At 65.9% G+C, this 22,635-nt stretch carries 22 protein-coding genes; 6 read left to right on the top strand and 16 right to left on the bottom strand.

Annotation, left to right across the window (positions count from 1 at the left end; all coding sequences use genetic code 11):
* Nucleotides 1-12: 12 nt before the first annotated feature.
* The 13 genes from dxs to RCAP_RS03440 form a co-directional block, all read right to left on the bottom strand.
* Nucleotides 13-1,938 carry a 1-deoxy-D-xylulose-5-phosphate synthase gene (dxs, locus tag RCAP_RS03500; RefSeq protein ID WP_013066440.1) on the bottom strand — a complete coding sequence of 642 codons (1,926 nt, stop codon included), beginning with the start codon at nt 1,936-1,938 and terminating at the stop codon, nt 13-15.
* A 180-nt stretch (nt 1,939-2,118) separates the two neighbouring features.
* A complete protein-coding gene (gene pufX, locus RCAP_RS03495) occupies nt 2,119-2,355 on the bottom strand; it encodes an RC-LH1 core complex protein PufX (protein ID WP_013066439.1) in 237 nt (78 codons plus the stop codon).
* A 12-nt stretch (nt 2,356-2,367) separates the two neighbouring features.
* The gene (pufM, locus tag RCAP_RS03490) at nt 2,368-3,291 is read right to left on the bottom strand and encodes a photosynthetic reaction center subunit M (protein WP_013066438.1); all 924 of its coding nucleotides are present in this window, start codon (nt 3,289-3,291) and stop codon (nt 2,368-2,370) included.
* Nucleotides 3,284-4,132, bottom strand: a complete 849-nt coding sequence (gene pufL, locus RCAP_RS03485; RefSeq protein ID WP_013066437.1) for a photosynthetic reaction center subunit L — start codon at nt 4,130-4,132, stop codon at nt 3,284-3,286. Before pufL ends, pufM begins: the two co-directional genes overlap by 8 nt.
* Nucleotides 4,133-4,264: 132 nt before the next feature.
* The gene (pufA, locus tag RCAP_RS03480; RefSeq protein WP_013066436.1) at nt 4,265-4,441 is read right to left on the bottom strand and encodes a light-harvesting antenna LH1, alpha subunit; all 177 of its coding nucleotides are present in this window, start codon (nt 4,439-4,441) and stop codon (nt 4,265-4,267) included.
* A 13-nt stretch (nt 4,442-4,454) separates the two neighbouring features.
* A complete protein-coding gene (gene pufB / locus RCAP_RS03475; RefSeq protein ID WP_013066435.1) occupies nt 4,455-4,604 on the bottom strand; it encodes a light-harvesting antenna LH1, beta subunit in 150 nt (49 codons plus the stop codon).
* Between the two features lie 156 nt (nt 4,605-4,760).
* Nucleotides 4,761-4,985: a protein pufQ gene (locus RCAP_RS03470; RefSeq protein WP_013066434.1), complete on the bottom strand. Its 225-nt coding sequence runs from the start codon at nt 4,983-4,985 to the stop codon at nt 4,761-4,763.
* Nucleotide 4,986: 1 nt separating this feature from the next.
* Nucleotides 4,987-6,459 carry a chlorophyllide a reductase subunit Z gene (bchZ, locus tag RCAP_RS03465; RefSeq protein WP_013066433.1) on the bottom strand — a complete coding sequence of 491 codons (1,473 nt, stop codon included), beginning with the start codon at nt 6,457-6,459 and terminating at the stop codon, nt 4,987-4,989.
* Nucleotides 6,459-7,952 carry a chlorophyllide a reductase subunit Y gene (bchY, locus tag RCAP_RS03460; RefSeq protein WP_013066432.1) on the bottom strand — a complete coding sequence of 498 codons (1,494 nt, stop codon included), beginning with the start codon at nt 7,950-7,952 and terminating at the stop codon, nt 6,459-6,461. Before bchY ends, bchZ begins: the two co-directional genes overlap by 1 nt.
* 45 nt (nt 7,953-7,997) lie before the next feature.
* The gene (locus tag RCAP_RS03455; RefSeq protein ID WP_013066431.1) at nt 7,998-8,999 is read right to left on the bottom strand and encodes a chlorophyllide a reductase iron protein subunit X; all 1,002 of its coding nucleotides are present in this window, start codon (nt 8,997-8,999) and stop codon (nt 7,998-8,000) included.
* Complete coding sequence (gene bchC / locus RCAP_RS03450) at nt 8,999-9,943, bottom strand: chlorophyll synthesis pathway protein BchC (RefSeq protein WP_013066430.1); 945 nt, start codon at nt 9,941-9,943, stop codon at nt 8,999-9,001. Before bchC ends, RCAP_RS03455 begins: the two co-directional genes overlap by 1 nt.
* A 162-nt stretch (nt 9,944-10,105) precedes the next feature.
* Nucleotides 10,106-11,287 (bottom strand): methyltransferase, encoded by a 1,182-nt coding sequence (locus RCAP_RS03445; RefSeq protein ID WP_013066429.1) that lies wholly within the window; start codon nt 11,285-11,287, stop codon nt 10,106-10,108.
* A gap of 2 nt (nt 11,288-11,289) precedes the next feature.
* A complete protein-coding gene (locus RCAP_RS03440; protein WP_013066428.1) occupies nt 11,290-12,159 on the bottom strand; it encodes a polyprenyl synthetase family protein in 870 nt (289 codons plus the stop codon).
* 136 nt (nt 12,160-12,295) lie between these two features.
* Here RCAP_RS03440 and crtD point away from each other — a divergent pair, with 136 nt between their 5' ends.
* A complete protein-coding gene (crtD, locus tag RCAP_RS03435; protein ID WP_013066427.1) occupies nt 12,296-13,780 on the top strand; it encodes a 1-hydroxycarotenoid 3,4-desaturase CrtD in 1,485 nt (494 codons plus the stop codon).
* Nucleotides 13,781-13,845: 65 nt separating this feature from the next.
* Entirely contained in the window at nt 13,846-14,691 is an 846-nt protein-coding gene (gene crtC, locus RCAP_RS03430; protein ID WP_013066426.1) for a carotenoid 1,2-hydratase, read from the top strand.
* Between the two features lie 234 nt (nt 14,692-14,925).
* Here crtC and tspO read toward each other — a convergent pair whose 3' ends face one another.
* The 3 genes from tspO to RCAP_RS03415 all read right to left on the bottom strand — a co-directional run bounded on the left by tspO (nt 14,926) and on the right by RCAP_RS03415 (nt 18,074).
* Nucleotides 14,926-15,408, bottom strand: coding sequence for a tryptophan-rich sensory protein TspO (tspO, locus tag RCAP_RS03425; RefSeq protein ID WP_013066425.1), 483 nt, complete (start codon nt 15,406-15,408; stop codon nt 14,926-14,928).
* Between the two features lie 75 nt (nt 15,409-15,483).
* Entirely contained in the window at nt 15,484-16,503 is a 1,020-nt protein-coding gene (gene crtB / locus RCAP_RS03420) for a 15-cis-phytoene synthase (protein ID WP_013066424.1), read from the bottom strand.
* Nucleotides 16,500-18,074: a phytoene desaturase gene (locus RCAP_RS03415; RefSeq protein WP_013066423.1), complete on the bottom strand. Its 1,575-nt coding sequence runs from the start codon at nt 18,072-18,074 to the stop codon at nt 16,500-16,502. The genes crtB and RCAP_RS03415 overlap by 4 nt, the downstream gene beginning before the upstream one ends.
* A 157-nt stretch (nt 18,075-18,231) precedes the next feature.
* On the opposite strand from RCAP_RS03415, the gene crtA reads away from it, so the two are divergent.
* The 4 genes from crtA to bchO are packed head-to-tail and all read left to right on the top strand — an operon-like array spanning nt 18,232 to nt 22,550.
* Nucleotides 18,232-18,957 (top strand): spheroidene monooxygenase, encoded by a 726-nt coding sequence (crtA, locus tag RCAP_RS03410; protein ID WP_013066422.1) that lies wholly within the window; start codon nt 18,232-18,234, stop codon nt 18,955-18,957.
* On the top strand, nt 18,954-20,006 hold the full coding sequence (bchI, locus tag RCAP_RS03405) for a magnesium chelatase ATPase subunit I (RefSeq protein ID WP_013066421.1): 1,053 nt from the start codon (nt 18,954-18,956) through the stop codon (nt 20,004-20,006). Before crtA ends, bchI begins: the two co-directional genes overlap by 4 nt.
* A 1-nt stretch (nt 20,007) precedes the next feature.
* Nucleotides 20,008-21,693, top strand: a complete 1,686-nt coding sequence (locus RCAP_RS03400; RefSeq protein ID WP_013066420.1) for a magnesium chelatase subunit D — start codon at nt 20,008-20,010, stop codon at nt 21,691-21,693.
* Nucleotides 21,694-21,695: 2 nt separating this feature from the next.
* Nucleotides 21,696-22,550, top strand: a complete 855-nt coding sequence (bchO, locus tag RCAP_RS03395) for an alpha/beta fold hydrolase BchO (protein WP_013066419.1) — start codon at nt 21,696-21,698, stop codon at nt 22,548-22,550.
* Nucleotides 22,551-22,635 lie beyond the last annotated feature (85 nt).

The following is a 22,635-nucleotide window of genomic DNA, read 5'->3' as shown; positions in this document are numbered from 1 at the left end:
TGTCGCGCGGGTTTACGCGCTGTGCACGATCCGCACCGATTTCGACGGCCGGGCCGCCGCCAGCGCGGTGTCGCGGATGTCATTCGCCGTCAGCCCGGCCCAGGCATACATTTCCTCGGGCGAGCCGTGGTCGATGTAGCAATCGGGCAGCGTCATCGTGCGGATGGCGCGGCCCTTTTCCAGCTGGCCGGTGCGGGCCAGATAATGCAGCACCATCGCGCCGAAACCGCCCATCGCGCCCTGTTCCAGCGTGATCAGCGCCGCGTGCCCCTCGATCAGCCGGTCGATCAGATCGGTGTCGAGCGGACGGCAGAAGCGGGCATCGGCGACGGTGGTCGAAACCCCCTCGGCCTCCAGCATCTCGGCCGCCTTCAGCGCCTGCGCCAGATGCGCGCCAAAGGACAGGATCGCGACCTCGGTGCCTTCGGTCATGACCCGGCCCTTGCCGATTTCCAGCACTTCGCCGCGCTCGGGCATCTCGACGCCCCGCCCCTCGCCGCGCGGATAGCGCAAGGCAATCGGCCCGCTGTCATGCGCCGCGGCCGTCACCACCATGTGGCAAAGCTCCGCCTCGTCGGCGGCCGCCATCACGGTGAAGTTCGGCAGGTTCGCCAGCATGGAAACGTCGAACGCCCCGGCATGGGTCGCCCCGTCCTGCCCCACCAGCCCGGCGCGGTCGATCATCAGCCGCACCGGCAGGTTCTGCAGCGCGACATCATGCACGAGCTGGTCATAGCCGCGCTGCACGAAGCTGGAATAAAGCGCGAGGAAGGGTTTCAGCCCGGCGGCCGCCATGCCCGCGGCAAAGGTCACCGCATGCTGTTCCGCGATGCCGACGTCAAACACCCGGCGCGGAAAGCGTTTTTGCATGATGTCAAGACCGGTGCCGGTGGGCATCGCCGCGGTGACCGCCACGATCGCCTGATCGCGGGCGGCTTCCTCGGTCAGACGCTCGCCGAAGACGGCGGTGTAGTTCGGGGCATTCGGGATCGATTTCTTCTGCTTGCCGGTCTCGATGTCGAATTTCGACACGCCATGCAGCTTGTCCTCGGCGCCCTCGGCGGGGGCATAGCCCTTGCCCTTGGTGGTGCAGACATGGATCAGCACCGGCCCCGAAGCGCGGGCGCGGGTGACGCGCAGGGTTTCGACCAGTTCGGCCATGTCATGGCCATCGACCGGGCCGATATAGTCGAAGCCGAGCTCTTCAAACAGCGTCGCGCCGCCGGGCATCGCGGTCACCATCTGCCGCGCGCGTCGGGCGCCGTCGCGCACCGGGCCGGGCAGATGCATCTCGATCCCCTCGGCCGCGGCCTTGAGCGCCGCAAAGGGCGCCTGCCGGGCGATGGTGTTCAGATAATGCTGCAGCGCCCCCACCGGCGGCGCGATCGACATGTCATTGTCGTTCAAAATCACGAACATCCGCGATTTCAGATGGCCGGCGTGGTTGAGCGCCTCATAGGCCATGCCCGCGGTGATCGAGCCGTCGCCGATGATCGCGATGGTGTCACCCACCGGCTGGCCCAGTTCCCGACCGACTGCAAAGCCCAGAGCGGCCGAGATCGAGGTCGAGGAATGGCCCGCGCCAAAGGCGTCATGCGGGCTCTCGGAGCGTTTCGGAAAGCCCGAGATCCCCCCGGCCTGGCGCAGGGTCAGCATGCGCGAGCGGCGGCCGGTCAGGATCTTGTGCGGATAGCATTGGTGCCCCACGTCCCAGATCAGCTTGTCGCCGGGTGAATTGAAGACCGCATGCAGCGCGACCGTCAGCTCGACGACGCCCAGCGAAGAGCCAAGATGCCCCCCGGTCTGGCTGACGACTTCGACGATCTCGCGCCGGACTTCGGAGGCGAGCGCCGTCAGATCGGCGATGCTCATCGCCTTGAGATCGGCAGGACCGGTCACGCGGTCAAGATGGGGAGTGCGGGATGGCGTGGCGCTCATGGTTGCGTCCTCCGATGAGCTGTCTGGTCCAAAAGGGTGCCGCGGGGGTCGGACCTGCGGCACCAGGTGCCTGAATGAACAGGGAAGGGATCGGGGCTGTGGGGCCCCGGAGTTTCCGGGCCTTGACCCGGAACGGAATACCCCGGCCGCGCGACACGGGCGCGGCCGGGGAAAGCGGTGTCAGACGACTTCGGTCGCGTGTTGAACGACGACTTCGGTCGTGTAGGGCGAGGGCGCCTGGTGCGCACGCTCGGGCAGCATCAGGCCGAGGCCATAGGAACCCAGCACCAGACCGAGGCCCAGCAGGAACGGGATCGAGCCAAGGAAGGCACCATAGGCCATCTGACGACCGATCCAGATCCCCATCTCGAACTTCGAACCGTTTTCGTAGTCGAAGGGTTTGTCGAACATGGACATGGTCTCTTCTCCTTACGGGGTCACGGGGGCGTAGCCGTGGACTTGCGCCCAGACATACCAGTTGTCGACAACGGTGCCCGAGAGCAGGATGCCGATACCACCGGTCAGCGTCACCATCACGGCCATCCAGATCGCCCAGCGGTGGATGCCTTCCATGGTGGCGTTGAAGCCCATCGTCCAGCGCCAGAACAGGGCGGCGCGTTCCGAAGCGGTCCCGCGGTCAACGATCTGTTCCAGCTCGCGTTCGCCGCCGAAACGGGTCACCGCAAGGATGGTCGCGCCGTGCATGGCGAACAGGAGCGCCGAGCCGTAGAGGGCAGCGATCGAGAGGCCGTGGAACGGGTTGTAGAACAGGTTGCCGTGGTCGAGCGAGAACTGGTTCGTCCAGTCGAGGTGCGAGAAGATGCCATAGGGCGGAGCAACGCTCCAGGACCCCATCAGGATCGGGCGCCAGAAGCCGAGAACCGACCACAGCCAGATCGCCGAGAGGAAAGCCCAGGCCATGTGCTTGCCCATGCCGAGCTGGTCGGCGCGGGTGTAGACACGGACCCACCAGGCAATGACCGAGATCGCCATGAAGAGCGAGGCGATCTGCCAGACACCACCCTGTTTCAGCGGCGCGATGGCAAGACCGTATTCGGCCGGCGGCGGCTCCAGACTGAAGAAGAACAGATCCCGCATGAAGATGAAGGGATCGAACCCGGCCTGATACCAGTACCACACACCGATGGTGAAGAACCAGGCCGCGCCGAAGGCCAGCGAGACGGTGCCGGCGATGCCGAGATAGATCGGCCCGATCTGGGCGTTCCCCATCCAGCCGAGGATGTTGAACATCCCCGCAGGCGTCCGTTCGAAGGTGTCGACGTCTTCCTTGAGGCCCATTTCGGGCGCGCCGGCGACCTGAACCTGGTTAAAGAAGTTCTGATACTCAGCCATTGATGCCTCCTGCCATGTCAGCCCAGAACGGCATGTTCACCCACCAGTACCACCAGTCACTCCACAGATCGAAGTAGATGGTCCCCGAGACGAGCATGCAGCAGGCCGACCAGAACACCGCGTTCAGCGCGAGCAGCAGGCCGAGGCGGTGGATGCCGAGCGTGCCGACCGAATAGCCCATGAGGTCACGGAAGTAGGTGTCCTCGTGGTCCGGCGTCCGCATCGTCTTGCCTTTGACCGGGTTGGCGGCCGAAAGGACCAGAGCCCCGTGCATCGCCAGCGCCCAGGCGGTGGTGAAGAACAGGCTGATGCCCAGCATGTGGAACGGGTTGTAGTGGAAGTTACCGTAGGTGTAGCCGGTGTTCGACACCCAGTCGAGGTGCGTCCAGATACCATACGGGAAGGCGTAGCCCCACGACCCCATCATCATCGGACGGATCACGACGAGGGTCAGATAGGCAAAGATCGCCATCGAGAAGGCCACCGGAATGTGGAACCCGATGCCGAGCTTGCGGCAGATTTCGACTTCACGCAGAGCCCAGCTGCAGAAGGCGCCCGTCGCGCAGACGGTGATGACCTGCCAAAGACCGCCCTTGTCCAGGGCTGCCACGTTCAGACCATTTTCCACCGGCGGCGGAAAGATGGAGATCAATTGGGGGTTCCACGTGCCCTGCATCGCGGCTCCCCAAAGGATAAGCAAAAAGCCGAGCGTGGCGAAGAAGATGGTGGTGACCCCGAAGAACCCGACATAGAAGGGTCCGACCCAGAAGTCGAAAAGGCTCCCGCCAATCAAGGTGCCGCCCGGCACACGGTATTTTCGTTCGAAGCTGAGCAAAGCCATGCCCGTGTCTCCGCTGTTGCGGGACGGTCCTTGGCCCGGCAAAAGGCCTCAGATCGTGCCGATGGGTTGCGTCTTGCGGTATGGTCGCGGGCGGGGCGAGACTCTCGCCCCGCCCGCAACGCTCAGTAACGCTTACTGGGCAGCAGCCACGTAGCCATGCTTGGCGGTGGCAACGGTCAGCCAGTTGAAAGCGGGGGTCGAGAGCAGGATCAGGTGGATCAGCACCGCGAGCAGGAACAGGAACACGCCCTGGGCCACGAACACGCGACGGGGATCGAAAACGAGCCAGATTTTGTAGAACTTGGACATTTTCAGTTTCTCCTCAGAACCACGGACGCCAGATCATGACCGCCAGATGGGCGAGCACCGCGACGGCGATGAACGCCGACAGCCCGCTCATGTAGACGGCATGCAGTTCTTGCGCTTGCTCGTCGGTAAGACCTGTGAAGCTCAGGTCGTTCTTATCAGCCATAACAACCTCCGGATTGGCAGACTGACGCCGCATTCCCTGCGGCTGGGCAAACGAAATGGCACCTGCCATCCCGCATTTCCACCACGAGGGGCTCATCCCACCCGTGGAGAACTTGACCCGACGGGGCTATGGCCCCCGCCGGAATTCCGTACCGGCTCAGGGCCGGAAAATCTCGGGCGTGATCTCGCCCGCCTCGCGCCAGGCGCGGGCGAAGGGCCCGCACTCGGGGATGCGGCGCTCGCGCACCAGGGCCATGACCCAGCCGACCAGCGCGAAAGGCACCGCGACGATCAGGATCAGCGAAAAGTAAAGCGCGAACTCGGGACGCGGCACGCGGTCGACATGTTGGACCCCATGAGCGCGAAGACGCTGGCTTTGCATTTCAGTTCCCCCCCTTCCGATCCATGGTCGCGTCGCCCAGGGCTTCGACCATTTCAAGAACCACTCTTTCAGCCCCCTGATCGAGAGCCGCCTTCTCGGCCGCGTCACGCAGCGACTTGGCCGCCGAAATCCGTGTCAGAACCGGGTGTTGCGACACGATCCGGTCCAGAGCCGCCTGCGCATCCGCATCCCAGGGCATGTCACGACGCAAGGTTGCCGGTGTTGCCGCAGCACTGTCCATTTCGGAAGCAAGCGGCAGGATATTGAACAGCGCGTCGAACAGTCCGTTACAGATTTCTTGCAGCAGGTAGACGCTACCCATGTAACCCATGAAGGGGGTGCCCGTCGCGCGGCGGATCGCCGCGCCGGGGAAGGAAGCGGGCACGAACGAGGCCGCAGGGCCGTGGCCGGCCTTGGTTTCGGCCAGATAAATCTTCTCGTTGATCGAGCCGAACACCACCAGAGGGCGAGTTTGGCGGATCAAACCGCGAACTTCGTCGCTTTTCGTCTTCTCTCCGGCCTTTCGGGCCACCGCAAAGGCGCAAGGCAGGCCCAGATCGCCCTCGAGATAGGCTTTTATGCCGCGGGCATAGGTCTCGGTGGCGCAGATTCCGAAGCTCGCCGTCGCAAAGAAGTCTTGCGTGACAGATCGCCACAGATCCCACAAGGGCTTCAAAGTTGCATGTTTTTCGCGCTCGATGAAGGGCTCGGGGTCCAATCCGAGCAATTCGCCAAGGCTGCGCAGGAACTTCGTCGTGCTCTCGAGCCCGATCGGCGCCTGCAGATAGGGCTTGCCGAGAATCTCTGCCAGGTTGCGGCCGAATTCGCGGTACATGACCACGTTCACATCGGCATTCACCAGGTTGCGGACCTCGCTCAGGTGGGTGCCGAGCGGGAACACCATGTTCACCTCGGCGCCGATTCCCTCAACCAGACGGCGAATCTCGTGCAGGTCCGAGGCCATGTTGAAGGCGCCATACATGGGCCCCAGGATGTTGACCCGCGGCTTCGCCCCGTCGGGCCGCATCCGCTCGCCCGGCATGCGTCCCTTGGTCATGCCGTATTCGGTGAAAAGCCAGGTCATCGCGCGGTCGGCGCATTGCCACTGGTCTTCGTCGATAGTGCGCGCAAGGAAGCGCTGCAGGTTCGTGCCCTGCGGCGTCACGCCGCCGCCGATCATCTCGGCGATCGAGCCGGTGACGACGACCGAGGGCAGAAGCGGATCAAGCGTCTTCCACGCCCGGCTCATCGCGCCTTCGGTGCCCTCGCGGCCCAGCTCGGCGTCGCCGAGCCCAGTGACGACGATCGGCAATTCATGCGGCGGCAGCCCGTCGGTATAGTGCAGGACCGAGGTCACCGGCAGGTTTTCGCAGCCCACCGGACCGTCGATGACCACTTGCAAACCCTTGACGGCGCAGAAGGTGTAAACCGCGCCCCAATAGCCCCCTGCCCTGTCGTGATCGAGGAGAAACATCAGATCATCTCCTCGGCTTTGGCCAGCTTGGCGGCTTTTTCCATCTTCTTGCGCTGTTGTTCGCGGAAGTCGGGGTAAAGCTTCGGCGTGTCCTGCCAGATCCCGGCGGTGTCGCCCTCGCCCACGCCCTCGAAAAAGGCCTTCATCTTGCCCATGCGCTCGCGGTTGCCCATGGCGGCATTCATCACCTGCGCCAGCGATCCGGCGCCCGCAGGCCCCATCAGCGGCCGCGCCGAGATCAGGTTGGTGAAGTAAAGCGCCGGAATGCCAAGCGCTTTCGCCTTTTGCACCAGAGGCGTCGTGCCGATCGCCAGATCGGGCTCGAACCCTTCCATCGCGGCGCAATCGTCTTCGAGGCTGGCGCGGTATTTCACCACGACGCCGCGCGATTCGAGCCAGTCCTTGTCCCAGGCGCTCCAGGGCGTGCGGGGGGCGGCGGTGCCGACGTAAGGCACCTCGGCGCCGGATTCGATCAGAAGACGCGCCACCAGCAGTTCCGAGCCCTCATAGCCCGAAACGGTGATCCGCCCCTTGATCGGCGCCCCGGCAATCGCGCCCCTGATCGCGGGACCAAAGGCATTCTGCGCGGCCGCGATCTTGTCGGGCGAAACGTCATAGGCGCGGCCGATATTGGCCAGCCATTCCATCGTGCCGTCGTGCCCGACCGGGGCCGAGCCGACGATGGCGCGGCCTGCGGCCTCGAACTGGCGAATGGCGGCGGTGTAGAACGGGTGGATGGCGGCGACGACCTTGCTGTCGAGCGCGGCGTAAAGCTCGCGCCAGTCGCGCATCGGCACGGTCGGACCGACAGCCAGCCCCATCGGCGCCAGCATCGCCCCGATCACCATCGGATCGGCCGGGAACATCTCGCCCAGAAGCGTGACGGTCGGCCGGTCGGACCGGCCCGAGATCGGCGCAGGCACCGGCCCGGCCATGACCTCTTGCCGGGCATAGGCCAGCATCGCGCCCGAAAGCACGTCTTTCGCCTCGGCATGGGTCGGCACGCCAAAGCCCGGAACATCGATGCCGACAACGCGAACGCCGTTGATTTCATTCGGCAAAAGCTGCAGCGGCACGCCAGAGGCGGTGGGCACGCAAAGATTGATCACCACGATCGCATCATAGCGCGCGGGATCGGCCAGATCATGCACCGAGGCGCGGACGTCCTCGAACAGCTTGCCCGTGACCAGCGTTTCCGAATCGAAGGGCACATAGCCCACCGACCGGCGCGCGCCGTAGAAATGCGAGATGAACGAAAGCCCGTAGACGCAGCAGGCGGACCCGCACAGAACCGTGGCCACCCGGCGCATCCGCAGGCCGACGCGCAGCGCGCCAAAGGCCGGACACATGGTTTGCGGCTTGTCATGCGGACCGACGGGATAGTCGGCCTTGAAGCGCGCCATCAGCTCGGCATTGCCCGCGGCGGCGGCCTGCGCGGCCAGACGTTCGTTGCCCGCGCCACAGCCGCCTTCGGCTTGCGGAAGATCGGTCATGCCCGGCCCTCCGTGCAAGCGGCCCGGGCTTTCGCAGCAATGCGCTCAGACATCGTCGTAGATCACTTCCAGAGATTTCTTCGGCGCGGCATTCGAGCCACGCAGGTCTTCATCCGTCGCGGGCACCAGATCGACGACCCGGGTTTCCTCGTCGGTTTCAAACAGCGCCAGCAGCGCATCGGGCGACAGCGGACGCGGCCGCAAGGGCGGCGCATCGGCGACATTGCCCGCCAGTTCCTCGAAGAGTTTCCCCCAGGGCGTCGCATGGCTGCCGACGATCTGATAGGCGGCCGACTTGCGGCGCAGCTCTTCATCGGCCGGGATCGCGGCCAGGATCGGAATCCCCACTTCGCGGGCAAAGGCCTGCGCCTCGCCGGTGCCGTCATCCTTGTTGATGACGATCCCCGCCACGCCGACATTGCCGCCAAGCTTGCGGAAATATTCGACCGCGTTGCAGACGTTGTTCGCCACGTAAAGCGACTGCAGGTCGTTCGAGCCGATCACGATGACCTTTTGCGCCATGTCCCGCGCGATCGGCAGGCCGAAGCCGCCGCAGACCACGTCGCCCAGGAAATCGAGCAGCACGAAGTCGAAATCCCAGTCGTGGAAGCCGAGCTTTTCGAGCAGTTCAAACCCGTGGATGATGCCGCGACCACCGCAGCCGCGGCCGACCTCGGGCCCGCCCAGTTCCATCGCGAAGACGCCGCCCGACTTGAAGCAGACGTCGCCGACTTTCACTTCCTCGCCCGCAAGCTTCTTCTTCGTCGCGGTCTCGATGATCGTCGGGCAGTTCTTGCCGCCGAACAGAAGCGAGGTGGTGTCCGATTTCGGGTCGCAACCAATGAGCAGCACGCGCTTGCCCATTTCGGCCATCATGTGGGACAGGTTGGCCAGCGTGAAGGACTTGCCCGAACCGCCCTTGCCGTAGATCGCGATGATCTGCGTCTTCTTGGTCGGCGGTTGCTCGGGGATTTCGAGCGTGGGCTCTTCGGCGGCTTCTTCCCGCAGACGGGCGTCAAATCCCTTCAGGTTGGGTGCGTCAGTCATTATTTTGCATCTTTCCAGTCAAGGATCATCTTCAGGCAGTCAGGGTCTTCGAAAGCGGTCTGATAGGCCTCGGCCGCCTCCGCCGCGGGGCGACGATGCGTGATGAGACCATCCAGCGAGAGCGCCCCGCTTTCGATCAGCGCGCGCGTGGCCGAAAGGTCGGCCGGCTGCCATTCGGCGGCGATGCGCAGGCGCATTTCCTTCATGAAGGCGGGAACAAAGGCGAAGCTGACCGGCACCGTATAGAAGCCGCACAGCACCAGTTCCCCGCCCTTGCCCAGACGCCCGACGAGCTGGTCGATCAGACCGGGCGCGCCCGAGGCGTCATAGATGGCCTTGTAGTCGCGCCGGGGATCGGCTTCGGGGTCCAGAACCTCGTAGCCGACCGCGCCCGTGCGACGGGCAGGATTGGTTTCCCAGACCATCGGCGGCTTGCCACCGGCAGCCAGGGTCAGACGGGCCAGAAGGCGCCCGAGGGTGCCGTGGCCGACGATCAGATCCGGCAGAGCATTGTCAAACCCGGCCAGCGCATGCCGCGCGGTGGCGGCAAGGGCCAGAAGCGCGCCCTCGGGGCCGATGGCGGGATCCAGCCGACAAACGCGCGAGGCGGCCGTGACAAGGCGCTTCGACGCCCCGCCGAACAGCCCGCGCAACCCGCCGGTGAAGCAGTTGGCGCCGGGAATGAAGACGTGATCGCCCGGTCGGAAGCCGGTGTCGGGGGCGGCTTGAACGACCTCTCCGAAGCTTTCGTAGCCGGGAACAAGCGGATATCCCATGCCCGGGAAGGGTGGCATGGTGCCGAGCCAGAACAATTTCTCGGTGCCAGTCGAAATGCCGGAATAGGCGATATCCACGACGAGGTCCCCCGGCCCGGGGTCGGTCAGACCGGCGATGCCCGTCGAGATGGCCTTGGGCCCGGACATTATGACGACTTGCGTTTCCATTTCTTGCTCCCGGTATGATCGGGCCGGAGAGTCGGGCTGATCACGCCTGTGTGTATCATTGAACTTACACGCCCGACTGTCAATTTGATTAGACACTTTTGCGACAGACGGATGTGCGACTTTCTGACCCCCGGGTCAAAGCCGGGTCCGAACGCAGCCGTGTCAGCCGCGTTCGGCCTCGATCACCGAGGTGATGAAGGGGCGCAGGGTCCGCGGTTTCGACACCTTGGTGAACCCAGCTTTTTCAAGCATTTGCTTGATCTCTTCGGGGGAACGCGTGCGCCCCGAACTCATCGCCATCGTGTAGAAGGCGAAATAGACATCGCAGGCACGGTCGGGTTTTGCGCCCCCCGCCATCGCCTCCGAGATGATCAGACGCCCGCCCGGCGGCAAGGCGGCATGCACCTTGGCCAGAAGCGGTTCGACGACGCTGTCAGGATGGTCATACAGCACGCGCACCAAAGTGATGACATCGGCGCCCTGCGGGATCGGATCGTCGCGGAAGCTGCCCGGCGCGAAATCGAGCTTCGGGCTGAAGCGGTCCGCCACCGACAGCACATGCGGCAGGTCGAACAGCGTCAAGGGCAGCTCGGGGTAAAGCTTGGCCACGACGCGCAGGAAGGCCCCGGTGCCGCCGCCCACATCCATCACCCGCTTGGCATCGCGCAGATCGACAAGCCGCAAGGTGTCATCGGCCACGACGCGCTGGCTGTCGGCCATCAGCTGCGAATAGCGCTCGGCGAGCCCCGCATCTTCCTGCGCCAGCGGCCCGAAGACATAGGGCCAGAAGCCCGCCAGCTCGGGTTCGATGTCGCCTTTCAGAAAAGCCACCGGATCGGCCAGATCGCGGTAAAGGACGGGGTGATGGCGCACCATCGCCTCGAGCCCTGGCACGGTGATGAAGGCGGCGCCACGCGGGGCAAGCTGCCACAGACCGCGGCGGAATTTCACCAGCTTCAAGGCGGCGGCGGCCTGCATCAGCACCGCCAGCCGGTCCTCGGCCAGGCCGGTGCGTTCGGCCAGTTGCGGCAAGGGCCAAGAGGCCCCGGCCAGAATATGCAGCACCCGGAATTCGACGATCGCCAAGAGAACCTGGCTTTGCACGAAGCCCGAAACGATGTCGAAGAGCGCCTCGCCCTCGCGCCGGGTGACGCGGTTCATCAGCGGCAGGCGTTCGAAGATTTCATGCAGCCGTTGCGACAGCGCGATCCGGGTGAAGAAATTCACCCGCCCCGGCTGCACCGGCGCCGCCCCGGGCTGGCCCGGAACCAGCGGCTGCTTTCCCGTTCCTGTCGGCTGCGCGGTCCGGTCGGCCGTCGCGCCCGTGTGGTCGTCCTTCGGCACGATCAGCCCCTCTCGGCGCTGGCCGGGATGTCCATGATCTTGTGGGCGTAAAGCTGCACCATCTGGGCCAGCTTCGCCTCACCGGGGCAGGACGGGATCGAGGCGATCGCCCCCGCCAGCACATCTTGCAGATGTTTGCGCGCGCCCTCGATGCCCATCGTCTTGACCGCATTCGGGCGTTCGTTCGCGATGTCCTGCCCGGCGGGCTTGCCCATTGCCTCGGCCGACATCAGCGCGTCTTTCAGGTCGTCGGCGATCTGGAAGGCCGAGCCGATCCGCATGCCCAGATCGAACCAGGGTTCGGCCTCGTAGCCCGCCGCAATCGCCCCCATCTGGGTCGCGGCAATGAACAGCGCCCCGGTCTTCGCCTGATGATAGGCGGCCAGATCGACCTTGGATTCGCTTTCCCAGGCCTGACCGGCGCAGATCCCGCCGCGCGCCCCCGACAGCTGACCCAGTTTCGAGATCAGCTTCAGCGCCCGGTCCGGGTTGACGGCGCCGACATCGGCCAGCACTTCGAAGCCGCGGATCAGCAGGCTGTCGCCCGCCAGAACCGCAAGCGGTTCATTATAGGCCTTGTGAAGGCTCGGCTTGCCGCGCCGGATGTCGGCATTGTCGAAGGCGGGCAGATCGTCATGCACGAGGCTCGCGCAATGCATCAGCTCCAGCGCCACGGCCGCGGCATCGGTGACCGCCGGGCAATCGTCGCCACAGGCGAGCGCGACCGAGACAAGGATCGTCGGCCGGATCCGCGCGCCGCCGGGAAACACCCCGTAAGGCAGCGCGGCGGCAAGCAACGGCGGAGATTCACCCAAAGCCTCGGGTGACAGCGCCTTGACCAGCGCCGACTCGATACGTTTATCCAGAGACATGACAGAGCCCTCCGCTGCGTCACGACGCACATTGGCATTCGCACCTACCTGTGTAAACTGAAACTTACACCCAAGAATATGGGACAAAATTGCACTCCCGGGGGGGTGCGGACGGCGGTGCGTGCGGGAGCGAGCGATGCGGAGTGAAACGGACGTCGTGGTGATCGGCGCCGGAATGGGGGGCCTTGCGGCCGCCATCGGTGCGGCGGCGGCGGGCCTTCGGGTCACGGTGGTTGAGGCGGGCGATGCCCCGGGCGGCAAGGCGCGGGCGGTTCCGACCCCCGGCGGGCCTGCGGATACGGGGCCCACGGTCTTGACGATGCGGCATGTTCTGGACGCGCTCTTTGCCGCCTGCGGCACCCGGGCCGAGGAACATCTGACGCTGATCCCCCTGCCCCGACTCGCCCGGCATTTCTGGCCCGACGGCTCCAGCCTCGATCTGTTCACCGACACCGAAGCCAATATCGAGGCGATCCGGGCCTTTGCGGGCGACAAGGAAGCTGCGGCATTCCGCCGCTTCGATCACCTGACGACGGGGCTGTGGGAGGCGTTCCACCGCTCGGTGATCGCGGCGCCGAAGCCGGATCTTTGGCGAATCGCCGCGGCCACGGTGACGCGGCCGCAGCTTTGGCCCGCGCTGCGCCCCGGGCTGACGATGCGCGACCTGCTCGCCCATCACTTCAAGGATCCGCGGCTGGCGCAGCTCTTCGGCCGCTATGCGACCTATGTCGGCGGCCGTCCGGGGGCGACGCCCGCGGTGCTCTCGCTGATCTGGCAGGCCGAGGTTCAGGGCGTCTGGGCGATCCGCGAGGGGATGCATGGCGTTGCCGCCGCGCTGGCCCGGGTGGCCGAGGCGAAGGGCGTGCGGTTCCATTACGGCGCCAAGGCCAAGCGCATCGTGCGCAAGGAAGGCCGGGTCACCGCGGTCGAGATCGAGACCGGCGTCTCGATCCCCTGCGGCGCCTGCATCTTCAACGGCGATCCGGGGGCGTTGCGCGACGGGCTTCTGGGCGATGCCGCCCGCGCCTCGATGGAGAAATCGCCCCGCCCCGCCCCCAGTCTTTCCGCCTGGGTCTGGGCCTTTGGCGCCACCCCGATCGGCGTTGACCTCGCGCATCACAACGTCTTCTTCACCGCCGATCCGGAGCTGGAATTCGGGCCCATCGGCGCGGGCGAGATGCCCGAGGAACCGACGCTTTACATCTGTGCGCAGGACCGCGAGATGCAGGCCCCGGTGCCGGAAATCGAACGCTTTGAAATCATCATGAACGGCCCGGCAGGCCATCAACCCTTTCCTCAGGAGGAGGCACAATGCAGGGCACGCACCTTCCCGATGCTCGCCGCGATGGGACTGACCTTCAGCCCGGACCCGGAAACCCGGGCGCTGACGACGCCGGCGCTGCTGTCGCGGCGGTTCCCGGGCTCGCTGGGGGCGATCTACGGCGGCTCGCCGGAGGGGACGCTGGCGACCTTCCGGCGGCCTCTGGCGCGGACGGGGCTCAAGGGGCTTTATCTGGCGGGTGGGGGAACGCACCCGGGTGCCGGGGTGCCCATGGCGCTGACTTCCGGGACGCATGCAGCACGGGCCTTGCTGGCGGACCGGATTTCCGCCGCGAAGTAGGGCCGAACGGCTACGCCTGGTGGTATTGCGACGGCATCTCCGACGACGGCGAAAAGGCCTTCTCGATGATCGCCTTCATCGGCTCGGTCTTCAGCCCGTGGTATCGCTGGTCGGGTCGTCGCGAGCCGCAAAATCACTGCTGCATCAACATGGTGACGACCGGCACTGATGGGCGCTTCACGATGACCGACCGGGGCCGGTCTGCGCTGCGGCAGTCGCGCGACAGCTTTCAGGTCGGGCCGTCGAAGCTGACCTGGACCGGCAAGGAGCTGGTGATCGACGTTGACGAATGGGGGGCTTTGCCGAAGCTGGGCAAGCTCAAGGGCCGGGTCGTGCTGACGCCGCGCGCGGTGACCGGGGTCGAGGTGCGGCTGACGCCGGATGCGGGCCACACCTGGCGGCCTTTCGCGCCCATCGCCGATGTCGAGGTCGATCTGGCGCCCGGGCACAAATGGACCGGACACGGCTATTTCGACGCCAATTTCGGCACCCGCGCGCTGGAGGAAGACTTCTCGTTCTGGACCTGGGGGCGGTTCCCGCTGAAGGATCGAACGGTCTGTTTTTACGATGCGACGCGGTTGGACCGGACCAAGGTGGCGCTCGCCGTGCAGATCAACCCGGACGGGTCGGTCTGCGAGATCGACAGCCCTCCGCCCCTGGTGAAGATGAAGCGCACGCCCTGGTTCGTGCGGCGTGAAACGCGCTGCGATGCGGGGGCGCATCCGGCCGGGGTCTATTCGCTGCTGGAGGCGCCCTTCTATTCCCGCGCGCTGATGCGCACGCAGATCGACGGCGAGGAAACGGTGGGCATGCACGAGGCGCTCGATCTGGTGCGGTTCCGCCAGCCGGTGCTGAAGCCGATGCTGGCCGTGCGGGTGCCGCGCCGGGCCGGGTGGAAGCACAAGGACTGAAATCGTCCGTTTCGGGCGGATCAGGAAAAGCACCGCTTTTCCCCGCCCGCCGCGCGACGCATCCGCAAGACCGCCTCCCCAAGCACAACAGAGGCCAGCGCCCGTCCCGGCGGGCGAGAAGCGCCCGCCATGGGCGGGGCGGGCGCTGGCCGAGTGCCTTTGGGCCCTCGGCGGCCCCGGGGAAAGGTTGCGCATGACCGAGGCGATGGCCTCGGTCACACCAGGATCAGCAGATCAAAGCGTGATCGGCTTTTCGCCCGGATTGAGCCGCCAGACGCTGAAATTCAGCGCCCCGGCCACCGTCACCCAGATCACATAGGGCACGAACATCAGCCCCGAGAGCCAGTCGACGCTCCAGAACAGGACGCAGGTGGCAAAGACGCTCAGCCACAAAAGCACCAGAACCAGCATCCCGCCCGCCAGCCGGTGCAGGCCGAAGAAGATCGGCGTCCAAAGCGTGTTGACCGCGATCTGCACCGCCCAGAAGGCCAGACCCAGCACGGCCAGTTCGTTTTCCATCGCCAGCCCGGATACCCGCGCCGCCGAAATCGACATCAGGATGTAAAGCGTGGACCAGGCGACGGGAAACAGCCAGTTCGGCGGCACCCAGCTCGGTTTCTTCAGGCTGTCATACCATGCGCCGGGGCTGAAGATCGCTCCGGTCGCGCCCGCGCAGGCGCAGGCGACGAAATAGACGGCAAAGAGAGTCAGGCTCATCATGGCCTCCGGTTGTGGACACGCCCCGTTGTGGACCCGGGGCGCGCGCACGTCCAGTGACGAACCGTCGCGGCCTCAATCCATCGCCAGGCCGCGGTCGCGCGCCTTCAGCGCCATCAGCGCCGAGATCAGCACCTCGGACCGTTCGGGATGCAGGTTGCGATGCGCGGCGGCATCGACCAGATGCGCCACTTCGGGCTCGGGCTTGGCATGCACCCGCGGCGAGAGCGGCAGCATCGAGGTCGCCGTCGCCGACATCGCGGAATTCGCCACCAGCCACAGCTTGCGGCCCTTGGTCGTGTGGGCACGCCGGGTGATGTTGTCGTATTTCGCCTTCGCCACCTCGGCCCCGATCGCGGCATAGATCTTGCCCGCGGCCATGATCCCCGGTCGGCAGTCAAAGGGCAAAAGCCGCACCCCCGTCGCCGCCCGCCAGTAAAGCCGGTCGGCGCGGTTCAGCAACCGCTCGGTGACCCGGCGGATGCCCTTGGTGGGCTGCGGATCGGCCAGGAACGCCTGCGGATCGATCCCCTCCTCGACCATCCAGTCGGTCGGCAGGAAAAGCCGCCCCGCCCGGGCATCCTCGCCCACGTCGCGGGCGATGTTCGACATCTGCATGGCAAGACCGAGATCGCAGGCCCGCGCCAGCGCATCGGGGTTGCGCACCCGCATCAGCACGCACATCATCGCGCCGACGGCGGCCGCCACCCGCGCCGAATAGGCCTGCACGTCCGAAAGCGTGTGATACCACCGCCCCTCGGCATCCCAGGCGAAGCCCTCCAGCAGCGCCTCGGGCAATTCGCGCGGCATCTCGAATTCCTCGACCACCGCCGCGAAAGCCCGATCCGAGGGCGCATTGCGCGGACGACCGGCATAGATGTCCTCCAGCCGGTCGCCAAGTTTCAAAACCGCCGCAGCCTTGTCGCGCGGCGCGCCAACCTCGTCGACTTCGTCATCGGCGACGCGGCAAAAGGCGTAAAGCGCCAGCGCGGGGTCACGGACCCGCGCCGGCAGAACTCTGGACGCCGCATGGAAGGAGTAGCTGCCGGTGCGGATCAGCTCCCGGCAGACCTCCATATCCGCTTCGGCGATCATTGCGCCGCCTTGGCCCGGGGCGTCCGGGCCTTGGGCGCAGCCGCCGCGGGGGTCTCGGGCTTCGGCGCATCCGGGATCATCTGCGCGACAAGCTCGCCCGAGCCGATCACCGAGGGCACACCGGCGCCCGGATGGGTGCCCGCGCCGACCAGATAAAGCCCGTCCACCTCTTCCGAGGCGTTATGCGGGCGGAACCAGGCCGATTGCAGGATCCGCGGTTCCAGCGAGAAGCCCGCGCCCAGCGGCGAGAGATAACGGTCGCGGAAGGTTTCCGGCGTGAAGACCACTTCCTCGGTGATCTTTTCGGCAACCCCCGGAAGCAGCCGTTCCTCGATCACTTTCAGCACCTTGGCCTTGTATTTCTCGGCCTCGACCGACCAGTCCACGCCATTGTCGAAGCCGAGGTTCGGCACCGGCGAAAGCACGTAGAAGGTGTCGTCGCCTTTCGGCGCCGCGGTCGGATCAGTGACCGAGGGACGGTGGACATAAAGGCTCATGTCCTCGGCCAGCTCGCCCTTGATGAAGATGTCCTGCACATGTTCCTTGTAGCGCGGCCCGACGACGACGGTGTGGTGACCCACATCCTTCCACATCTTGGCCGTACCCTTGGTGCCGAAATACCAGACGAAAAGCCCCATCGACCAGCGCTTCTTGTCGAGCTTCTCGTCGGTCCAGCGCCAGCGGTCGCGGTTGCGCAAGAGACGCTTGTAGGTGTGGCCCGCATCGGCGTTCGAGACGACAACCTGCGCCGGAAGCTCGGTGCCGTCCATCAGCCGGATGCCCGTGGCCTTGCCGTCACGCGAGACCAGGATCTCGTCGACCTCGGTGTTCAGGCGCATCTCGCCGCCCTGATCGGTGATCACCTTGGCCATCGCATCGGCAATCGCCTGCACGCCGCCGATCGCGTAATGCACGCCGAATTTCTTTTCGAGCTGGCTGACGAGGATATACATCGACGTCACATGGAAGGGGTCGCCGCCGATGAAAAGCGGATGGAACGACAGCGCGAAGCGCAGGTGGTCGTCCTTCACCATCTTCTTGGCATGGCCATAGACCGAGCGGTCGGCGCGCAGCCAGCCGAAAGTCGGCAGAACCTTGATCAGGTCCCACAGCTTGCTCATCGGCTTGCGGCCGAGGTTTTCATAGCCGAATTCATAACGGGCCTTGGCGTCCCACATGAAATGGCGGAAGCCCTCGACATCGCCGGGGCTGATCCGCGCCACCTCGGCCTTGACCTTGGCGTCATCGCCGTAAGCGGTGTATTTCTCGCCATCGGGGAAATCGATGGTGTAGAAGGGCTCCATCGGCACAAGGCTCACGTCCTTGTCGAAATCGCGCCCGCAATCGGCCCAAAGCTCGCGCAGCCGGTCGGGCACCGTCACGATCGTCGGCCCAAGGTCGAATCGATGCCCGCCCTTGGTGATCGAAGAGCCACGCCCGCCGGGCCGATCCAGACGATCGACGACCGTCACCTTGTAACCTTTTGCGCCCAGCCGCATCGCTGCAGCAAGACCGCCAAGGCCGGCACCGATGACAACGGCGCGACCCATACCTTCTGTGTTCTTGGACATGGTTTCTTCGGTAGTTTCAGGTTGCATTGGGGGGATGATAGGTCGTCAATTCCGATTTACAACTGTCGACGCTGTCTCGCGACAAAACGTCTGAGGCCTTCCATTACAAGGGACCCAGATGTAAATATCCCGTTACACATCACAGGGGAGGACGTAGATGCCTGTCGCCTCACTCAGCCTGTTCCGTTTCGACGGCACAAGCTCGCTGCCCTGGGTCATCAGCCAGATGATCCTGTCCCGCCGCCCCCTGAACGACGAGCCGCGGGTGAAGTTCTACAAACTGTGCGGATCGGGCACCGGCGAGGGCTTCACGCCGAAGCCGAACTGGCGCGTCTGGGCGATCATGGCGGCTTTCGACACCGAGGCCGATGCCCGCGACGTGACCGCGAACCACCCGGTCTGGAAGCGCTGGCGGGCGCATGCGGCGGAAACGCTGGTGCTGCATCTGCAGCCGCTTTCGGCGCGCGGCACCTGGGGCGGCGTCAATCCGTTCCTGCCCGAACAGGTGGCCGAGCCAAGCCCGGACGAGCCCGTGGTGGCGCTGACCCGCGCCGCGATCAAGCCGCACAAGGCCAATGCCTTCTGGTCGCGCGTGCCGAAGATTTCCGAGAAAGTCGGCGAGGATCAGAACCTGATGTTCAAGATCGGGATCGGGGAAATTCCCCTTTTCCATCAAGTGACTTTCTCGATCTGGCCGGATGTGGCAAAGATGAACGCCTTCGCCCGCGGCGACACGCCGCATGGCAAGGCCATCCGTGCTGCGCGTGAAGAAGGTTGGTTCACCGAAGAACTCTATGCCCGGTTCCGTTTGCTTGGGACCGAGGGAAGCTGGATGGGCAAGGACCCGCTCGCCAGCAAAGTCTTGGAAAGGGAAACTGCATGACTACCGCCGTCGCTCGACTTCAACCCTCTGCTTCGGGCGCGAAGACGAGACCCGTCTTTCCCTTTTCTGCCATCGTCGGTCAGGAAGACATGAAACTGGCGCTGCTGTTGACCGCGGTCGATCCCGGCATCGGCGGCGTTCTGGTCTTTGGTGACCGCGGCACCGGCAAATCGACCGCGGTGCGGGCGCTGGCGGCGCTTTTGCCCGAAATCGAGGCGGTCGAGGGCTGCCCGGTGTCCTCGCCCAATGTCGAGATGATCCCCGATTGGGCGACCGTGCTTTCGACCAACGTGATCCGCAAGCCGACCCCGGTCGTCGATCTGCCGCTCGGCGTGTCGGAAGACCGCGTGGTGGGGGCGCTGGATATCGAGCGCGCGATCTCGAAAGGGGAAAAGGCGTTTGAACCGGGCCTTCTGGCCCGGGCCAACCGCGGTTACCTTTACATCGACGAATGCAACCTGCTGGAAGATCACATCGTCGATCTTCTGCTCGACGTGGCGCAATCGGGCGAGAACGTGGTGGAACGCGACGGCCTCTCGATCCGTCACCCCGCCCGTTTCGTTCTGGTCGGCTCGGGCAACCCGGAAGAGGGCGACCTGCGGCCGCAGCTTCTGGACCGTTTCGGCCTCTCGGTCGAGGTTCTGTCGCCCCGCGACGTCGAAACCCGGGTCGAGGTGATCCGTCGCCGCGACACCTATGACGCAGATCCGAAAGCCTTTCTGGAAGAATGGCGGCCCAAGGACATGGACATCCGCAACCAGATTCTGGAAGCGCGTGAACGTCTGCCGAAGGTCGAGGCGCCGAACACCGCGCTTTATGACTGCGCCGCGCTTTGCATCGCGCTGGGGTCCGACGGTCTGCGGGGCGAGCTGACGCTTCTGCGATCGGCCCGTGCCCTTGCGGCGCTGGAAGGGGCAACCGCGGTCGGTCGCGATCACCTGAAGCGGGTGGCAACGATGGCGCTGTCGCACCGTCTGCGCCGCGATCCCCTTGATGAAGCCGGCTCGACGGCCCGCGTGGCCCGGACGGTCGAAGAAACGTTGCCGTAACATGGACCACGAACGCCTGAAGTCGGCCCTTGCGGTGCTGACGGTCGACCCCGCCGCGGTCGGCGGATTGTGGCTGCGCTCGCGCGCGGGTCCCATTCGGCTGGCCTTCACCGACACGCTGGCCAAGCTGCCCTTCCCGATGGCGCTGCGCCGTCTGCCGCCGAACGTGGACGATGGCGCGCTTTACGGTGGCCTTGACGTCGCCGAGACGCTGCATTCCGGCAAGCCCGTCCTGAAAGGCGGGCTGCTGGACCGGCCGAGCGTCTTCATCCTGCCGATGGCCGAACGCTGCACGGCGAAGCTGGGCGCGCGGCTGGCACAGGCGCTCGATCTGCGCCAACATGCGCTGATTGCGCTCGATGAAGCCGCCGAACCGGACGAGGCCTTGCCGCATGCGGTGGCCGACCGGCTCGGGCTTTTCGTCGATCTCTCCGAAGTGCGGTCGATCGACGGGCCGGGGCTTTTGCCCGAGACCGCGCAGATCGAACGCGCCCGCGAACTGTTGCCGCAGGTGCAGATGCCCGCCGAACGGGTGAGCGAGATTGTCGAGGGCTGTCGCCAGCTGGGCATCTCCAGCCTGCGTGCGCCGATGCTGGCGCTGACCGCGGCGCGGATCCTGACCGCGCTTTCGGGCCGCACCAGGGTCGAGGCCGAGGACGTTCTGCATGCCGCCGAACTGACGCTGGCGCATCGGGCGCTGCCGTTGCAAGAGGCGCCGCCGCCCCCTCCGCCGCCGCCGGAACCGCCAGAGCCGAACGAGGGCGAGAACCAGCAGGACGAGCAGGATCAGATCGACCCGCTCGACGGCATCCCGCCCGAGATCGTGGTCGAGGCTGTCCGCGCGATGCTGCCCGACAACATCTTGCAAACGCTGAACATGGGCAGCCGGTTGCGGGCTGCGAGTGGCGGTCAGGGCGCCGGGCAAGAGCAGATCGGCAACCGTCGCGGCCGCCCCCTGCCCTCGCGCAAGGGCAAGCTGGAGGATGACGCCAAGATCGATCTGGTGGCCACCCTGCGCTCGGCCGCGCCCTGGCAGGGGCTGCGGCGGCGTCAGGCGCCTGCGGGCACCGAACGGGTGCTGCTGGTCGAAAGCTCGGACATCCACATCAAGCGGCGCAAGGAAATGTCCGACCGCGTGCTGATCTTTGCCGTCGATGCCTCGGGCTCGGCGGCGGTGGCGCGGCTCTCGGAGGCCAAGGGCGCGGTGGAACTGCTGCTGGGCCGGGCCTATGCGGCGCGGGACCATGTGTCGCTGATCACCTTCCGCGGCACGGCGGCGCAGGTGCTGCTGCAACCGTCCCGCTCGCTGACGCAGACGAAGCGGCAGCTGCAGGGCCTTCCGGGCGGGGGCGGCACGCCGCTTGCGAGCGGGATGGAAATGGCGATGGTGACGGCGAAACAGGCGCGTTCGCGCGGCATGACGCCGACGATTGCGCTTCTGACCGATGGGCGCGGCAATATCGCGCTGGATGGCACGGCGAACCGGGAATTGGCGGGCGAACAGGCGACCAAGGTCGCCCGGGCGATCCGCGCCAGCGGCATGCCCGCGGTGATCATCGACACGGCGATGCGGCCCAATCCGGCGCTCGTTGACCTTGCCCGCACCATGGACGCCCATTACATTGCCCTGCCAAGGGCGACGGCGCACAAGATGGCCGATGTTCTGGGAGCGGCTCTGGAGGCGTAACGATGGACCCACGCGCGTTGCCGGCGAACTGGCCCTATCGGTCGGCGGCGGCGCGACGCAGGGTCGGGCCCATCGACTGGTGGGTGATCGACACCGGCCCGGCTGACGGGCCGGTGTTGCTTTTGCTGCATGGGCTTGGCGCCTCCGGGCACAGTTTCCGCAAGATGATCCCGGGGCTTTCGGCGCGCTATCGGGTGATCGTGCCGGATCTGCCGGGGCATGGCTGTTCGCGCTCGACCGCGCGCAATCGCTTTGGCCTGAAACCGATGGCCGAGGATCTGTGGAAGCTCTGCCAGCATCTGAATGTCACGCCTGCCGCGGTGATCGGCCATTCCGCGGGCGGCGCCATCGCGCTGCAACTGGCGCTGGACACTCCGGTGCCGCGGGTGGTGGGGATCAACGCGGCGCTCGATCATTTCGAGGGCGTGGCGGGGGTGGTCTTCCCGATGATGGCGCGGGGTCTGGCTGCCCTGCCCTTCACCGCGCCCTTGGTGACGCGCTTCGGGGCGTCCCGGCAACGGATCGGCCAGCTTCTTGACATGACCGGATCGGTGATCGACGCGGCGGGCAAGGCGTATTACACCGCGCTGATCCAGACCCCCGAACATGTGGACGGCGGGCTGCGGATGATGGCGCAATGGGAGTTGGGGCCGCTGATCGGCGCCCTGCCCCGGATCGCGAAACCGGTGTTCCTGATCGCGGGCAATGGCGACCGGGCGGTGCCCGCCCATGTCTCGGCCGATGCGGCGCGGTTCCTGCCGATGGCGACGCTACGGCGGATCGACGGCGGGCATCTGATCCACGAGGTTGCCGCGGATGGGCTTTCAGGGATGATTCTGGACTGGCTCGAGGGGTGAGATTTCGCCTCGGGCAGGCCCGAGGCGACCCGCGGGGGGCTCCGCCCCCCGCACCCCCCGGCGTATTTTGCCAAGGAAAAGCAGG

It is taken from the genome of Rhodobacter capsulatus SB 1003, assembly GCF_000021865.1.
Classification (GTDB): Bacteria; Pseudomonadota; Alphaproteobacteria; order Rhodobacterales; family Rhodobacteraceae; genus Rhodobacter; species Rhodobacter capsulatus_B.
The sequence above is the reverse complement of the archived record's forward strand: the minus strand, read 5'-3'. Positions and strand labels throughout refer to the sequence as shown.

What these genes read in the sequence shown, in the direction of transcription:
- dxs (WP_013066440.1), bottom strand. Translation starts at nt 1,938, where the DNA reads ATGAGCGCCACGCCATCCCGCACTCCCCATCTTGACCGCGTGACCGGT.
- pufX (WP_013066439.1), bottom strand. Translation starts at nt 2,355, where the DNA reads ATGTCCATGTTCGACAAACCCTTCGACTACGAAAACGGTTCGAAGTTC.
- pufM (WP_013066438.1), bottom strand. Translation starts at nt 3,291, where the DNA reads ATGGCTGAGTATCAGAACTTCTTTAACCAGGTTCAGGTCGCCGGCGCG.
- pufL (WP_013066437.1), bottom strand. Translation starts at nt 4,132, where the DNA reads ATGGCTTTGCTCAGCTTCGAACGAAAATACCGTGTGCCGGGCGGCACC.
- pufA (WP_013066436.1), bottom strand. Translation starts at nt 4,441, where the DNA reads ATGTCCAAGTTCTACAAAATCTGGCTCGTTTTCGATCCCCGTCGCGTG.
- pufB (WP_013066435.1), bottom strand. Translation starts at nt 4,604, where the DNA reads ATGGCTGATAAGAACGACCTGAGCTTCACAGGTCTTACCGACGAGCAA.
- RCAP_RS03470 (WP_013066434.1), bottom strand. Translation starts at nt 4,985, where the DNA reads ATGCAAAGCCAGCGTCTTCGCGCTCATGGGGTCCAACATGTCGACCGC.
- bchZ (WP_013066433.1), bottom strand. Translation starts at nt 6,459, where the DNA reads ATGTTTCTCCTCGATCACGACAGGGCAGGGGGCTATTGGGGCGCGGTT.
- bchY (WP_013066432.1), bottom strand. Translation starts at nt 7,952, where the DNA reads ATGACCGATCTTCCGCAAGCCGAAGGCGGCTGTGGCGCGGGCAACGAA.
- RCAP_RS03455 (WP_013066431.1), bottom strand. Translation starts at nt 8,999, where the DNA reads ATGACTGACGCACCCAACCTGAAGGGATTTGACGCCCGTCTGCGGGAA.
- bchC (WP_013066430.1), bottom strand. Translation starts at nt 9,943, where the DNA reads ATGGAAACGCAAGTCGTCATAATGTCCGGGCCCAAGGCCATCTCGACG.
- RCAP_RS03440 (WP_013066428.1), bottom strand. Translation starts at nt 12,159, where the DNA reads ATGTCTCTGGATAAACGTATCGAGTCGGCGCTGGTCAAGGCGCTGTCA.
- crtD (WP_013066427.1), top strand. Translation starts at nt 12,296, where the DNA reads ATGCGGAGTGAAACGGACGTCGTGGTGATCGGCGCCGGAATGGGGGGC.
- crtC (WP_013066426.1), top strand. Translation starts at nt 13,846, where the DNA reads ATGATCGCCTTCATCGGCTCGGTCTTCAGCCCGTGGTATCGCTGGTCG.
- tspO (WP_013066425.1), bottom strand. Translation starts at nt 15,408, where the DNA reads ATGAGCCTGACTCTCTTTGCCGTCTATTTCGTCGCCTGCGCCTGCGCG.
- crtB (WP_013066424.1), bottom strand. Translation starts at nt 16,503, where the DNA reads ATGATCGCCGAAGCGGATATGGAGGTCTGCCGGGAGCTGATCCGCACC.
- RCAP_RS03415 (WP_013066423.1), bottom strand. Translation starts at nt 18,074, where the DNA reads ATGTCCAAGAACACAGAAGGTATGGGTCGCGCCGTTGTCATCGGTGCC.
- crtA (WP_013066422.1), top strand. Translation starts at nt 18,232, where the DNA reads ATGCCTGTCGCCTCACTCAGCCTGTTCCGTTTCGACGGCACAAGCTCG.
- bchI (WP_013066421.1), top strand. Translation starts at nt 18,954, where the DNA reads ATGACTACCGCCGTCGCTCGACTTCAACCCTCTGCTTCGGGCGCGAAG.
- RCAP_RS03400 (WP_013066420.1), top strand. Translation starts at nt 20,008, where the DNA reads ATGGACCACGAACGCCTGAAGTCGGCCCTTGCGGTGCTGACGGTCGAC.
- bchO (WP_013066419.1), top strand. Translation starts at nt 21,696, where the DNA reads ATGGACCCACGCGCGTTGCCGGCGAACTGGCCCTATCGGTCGGCGGCG.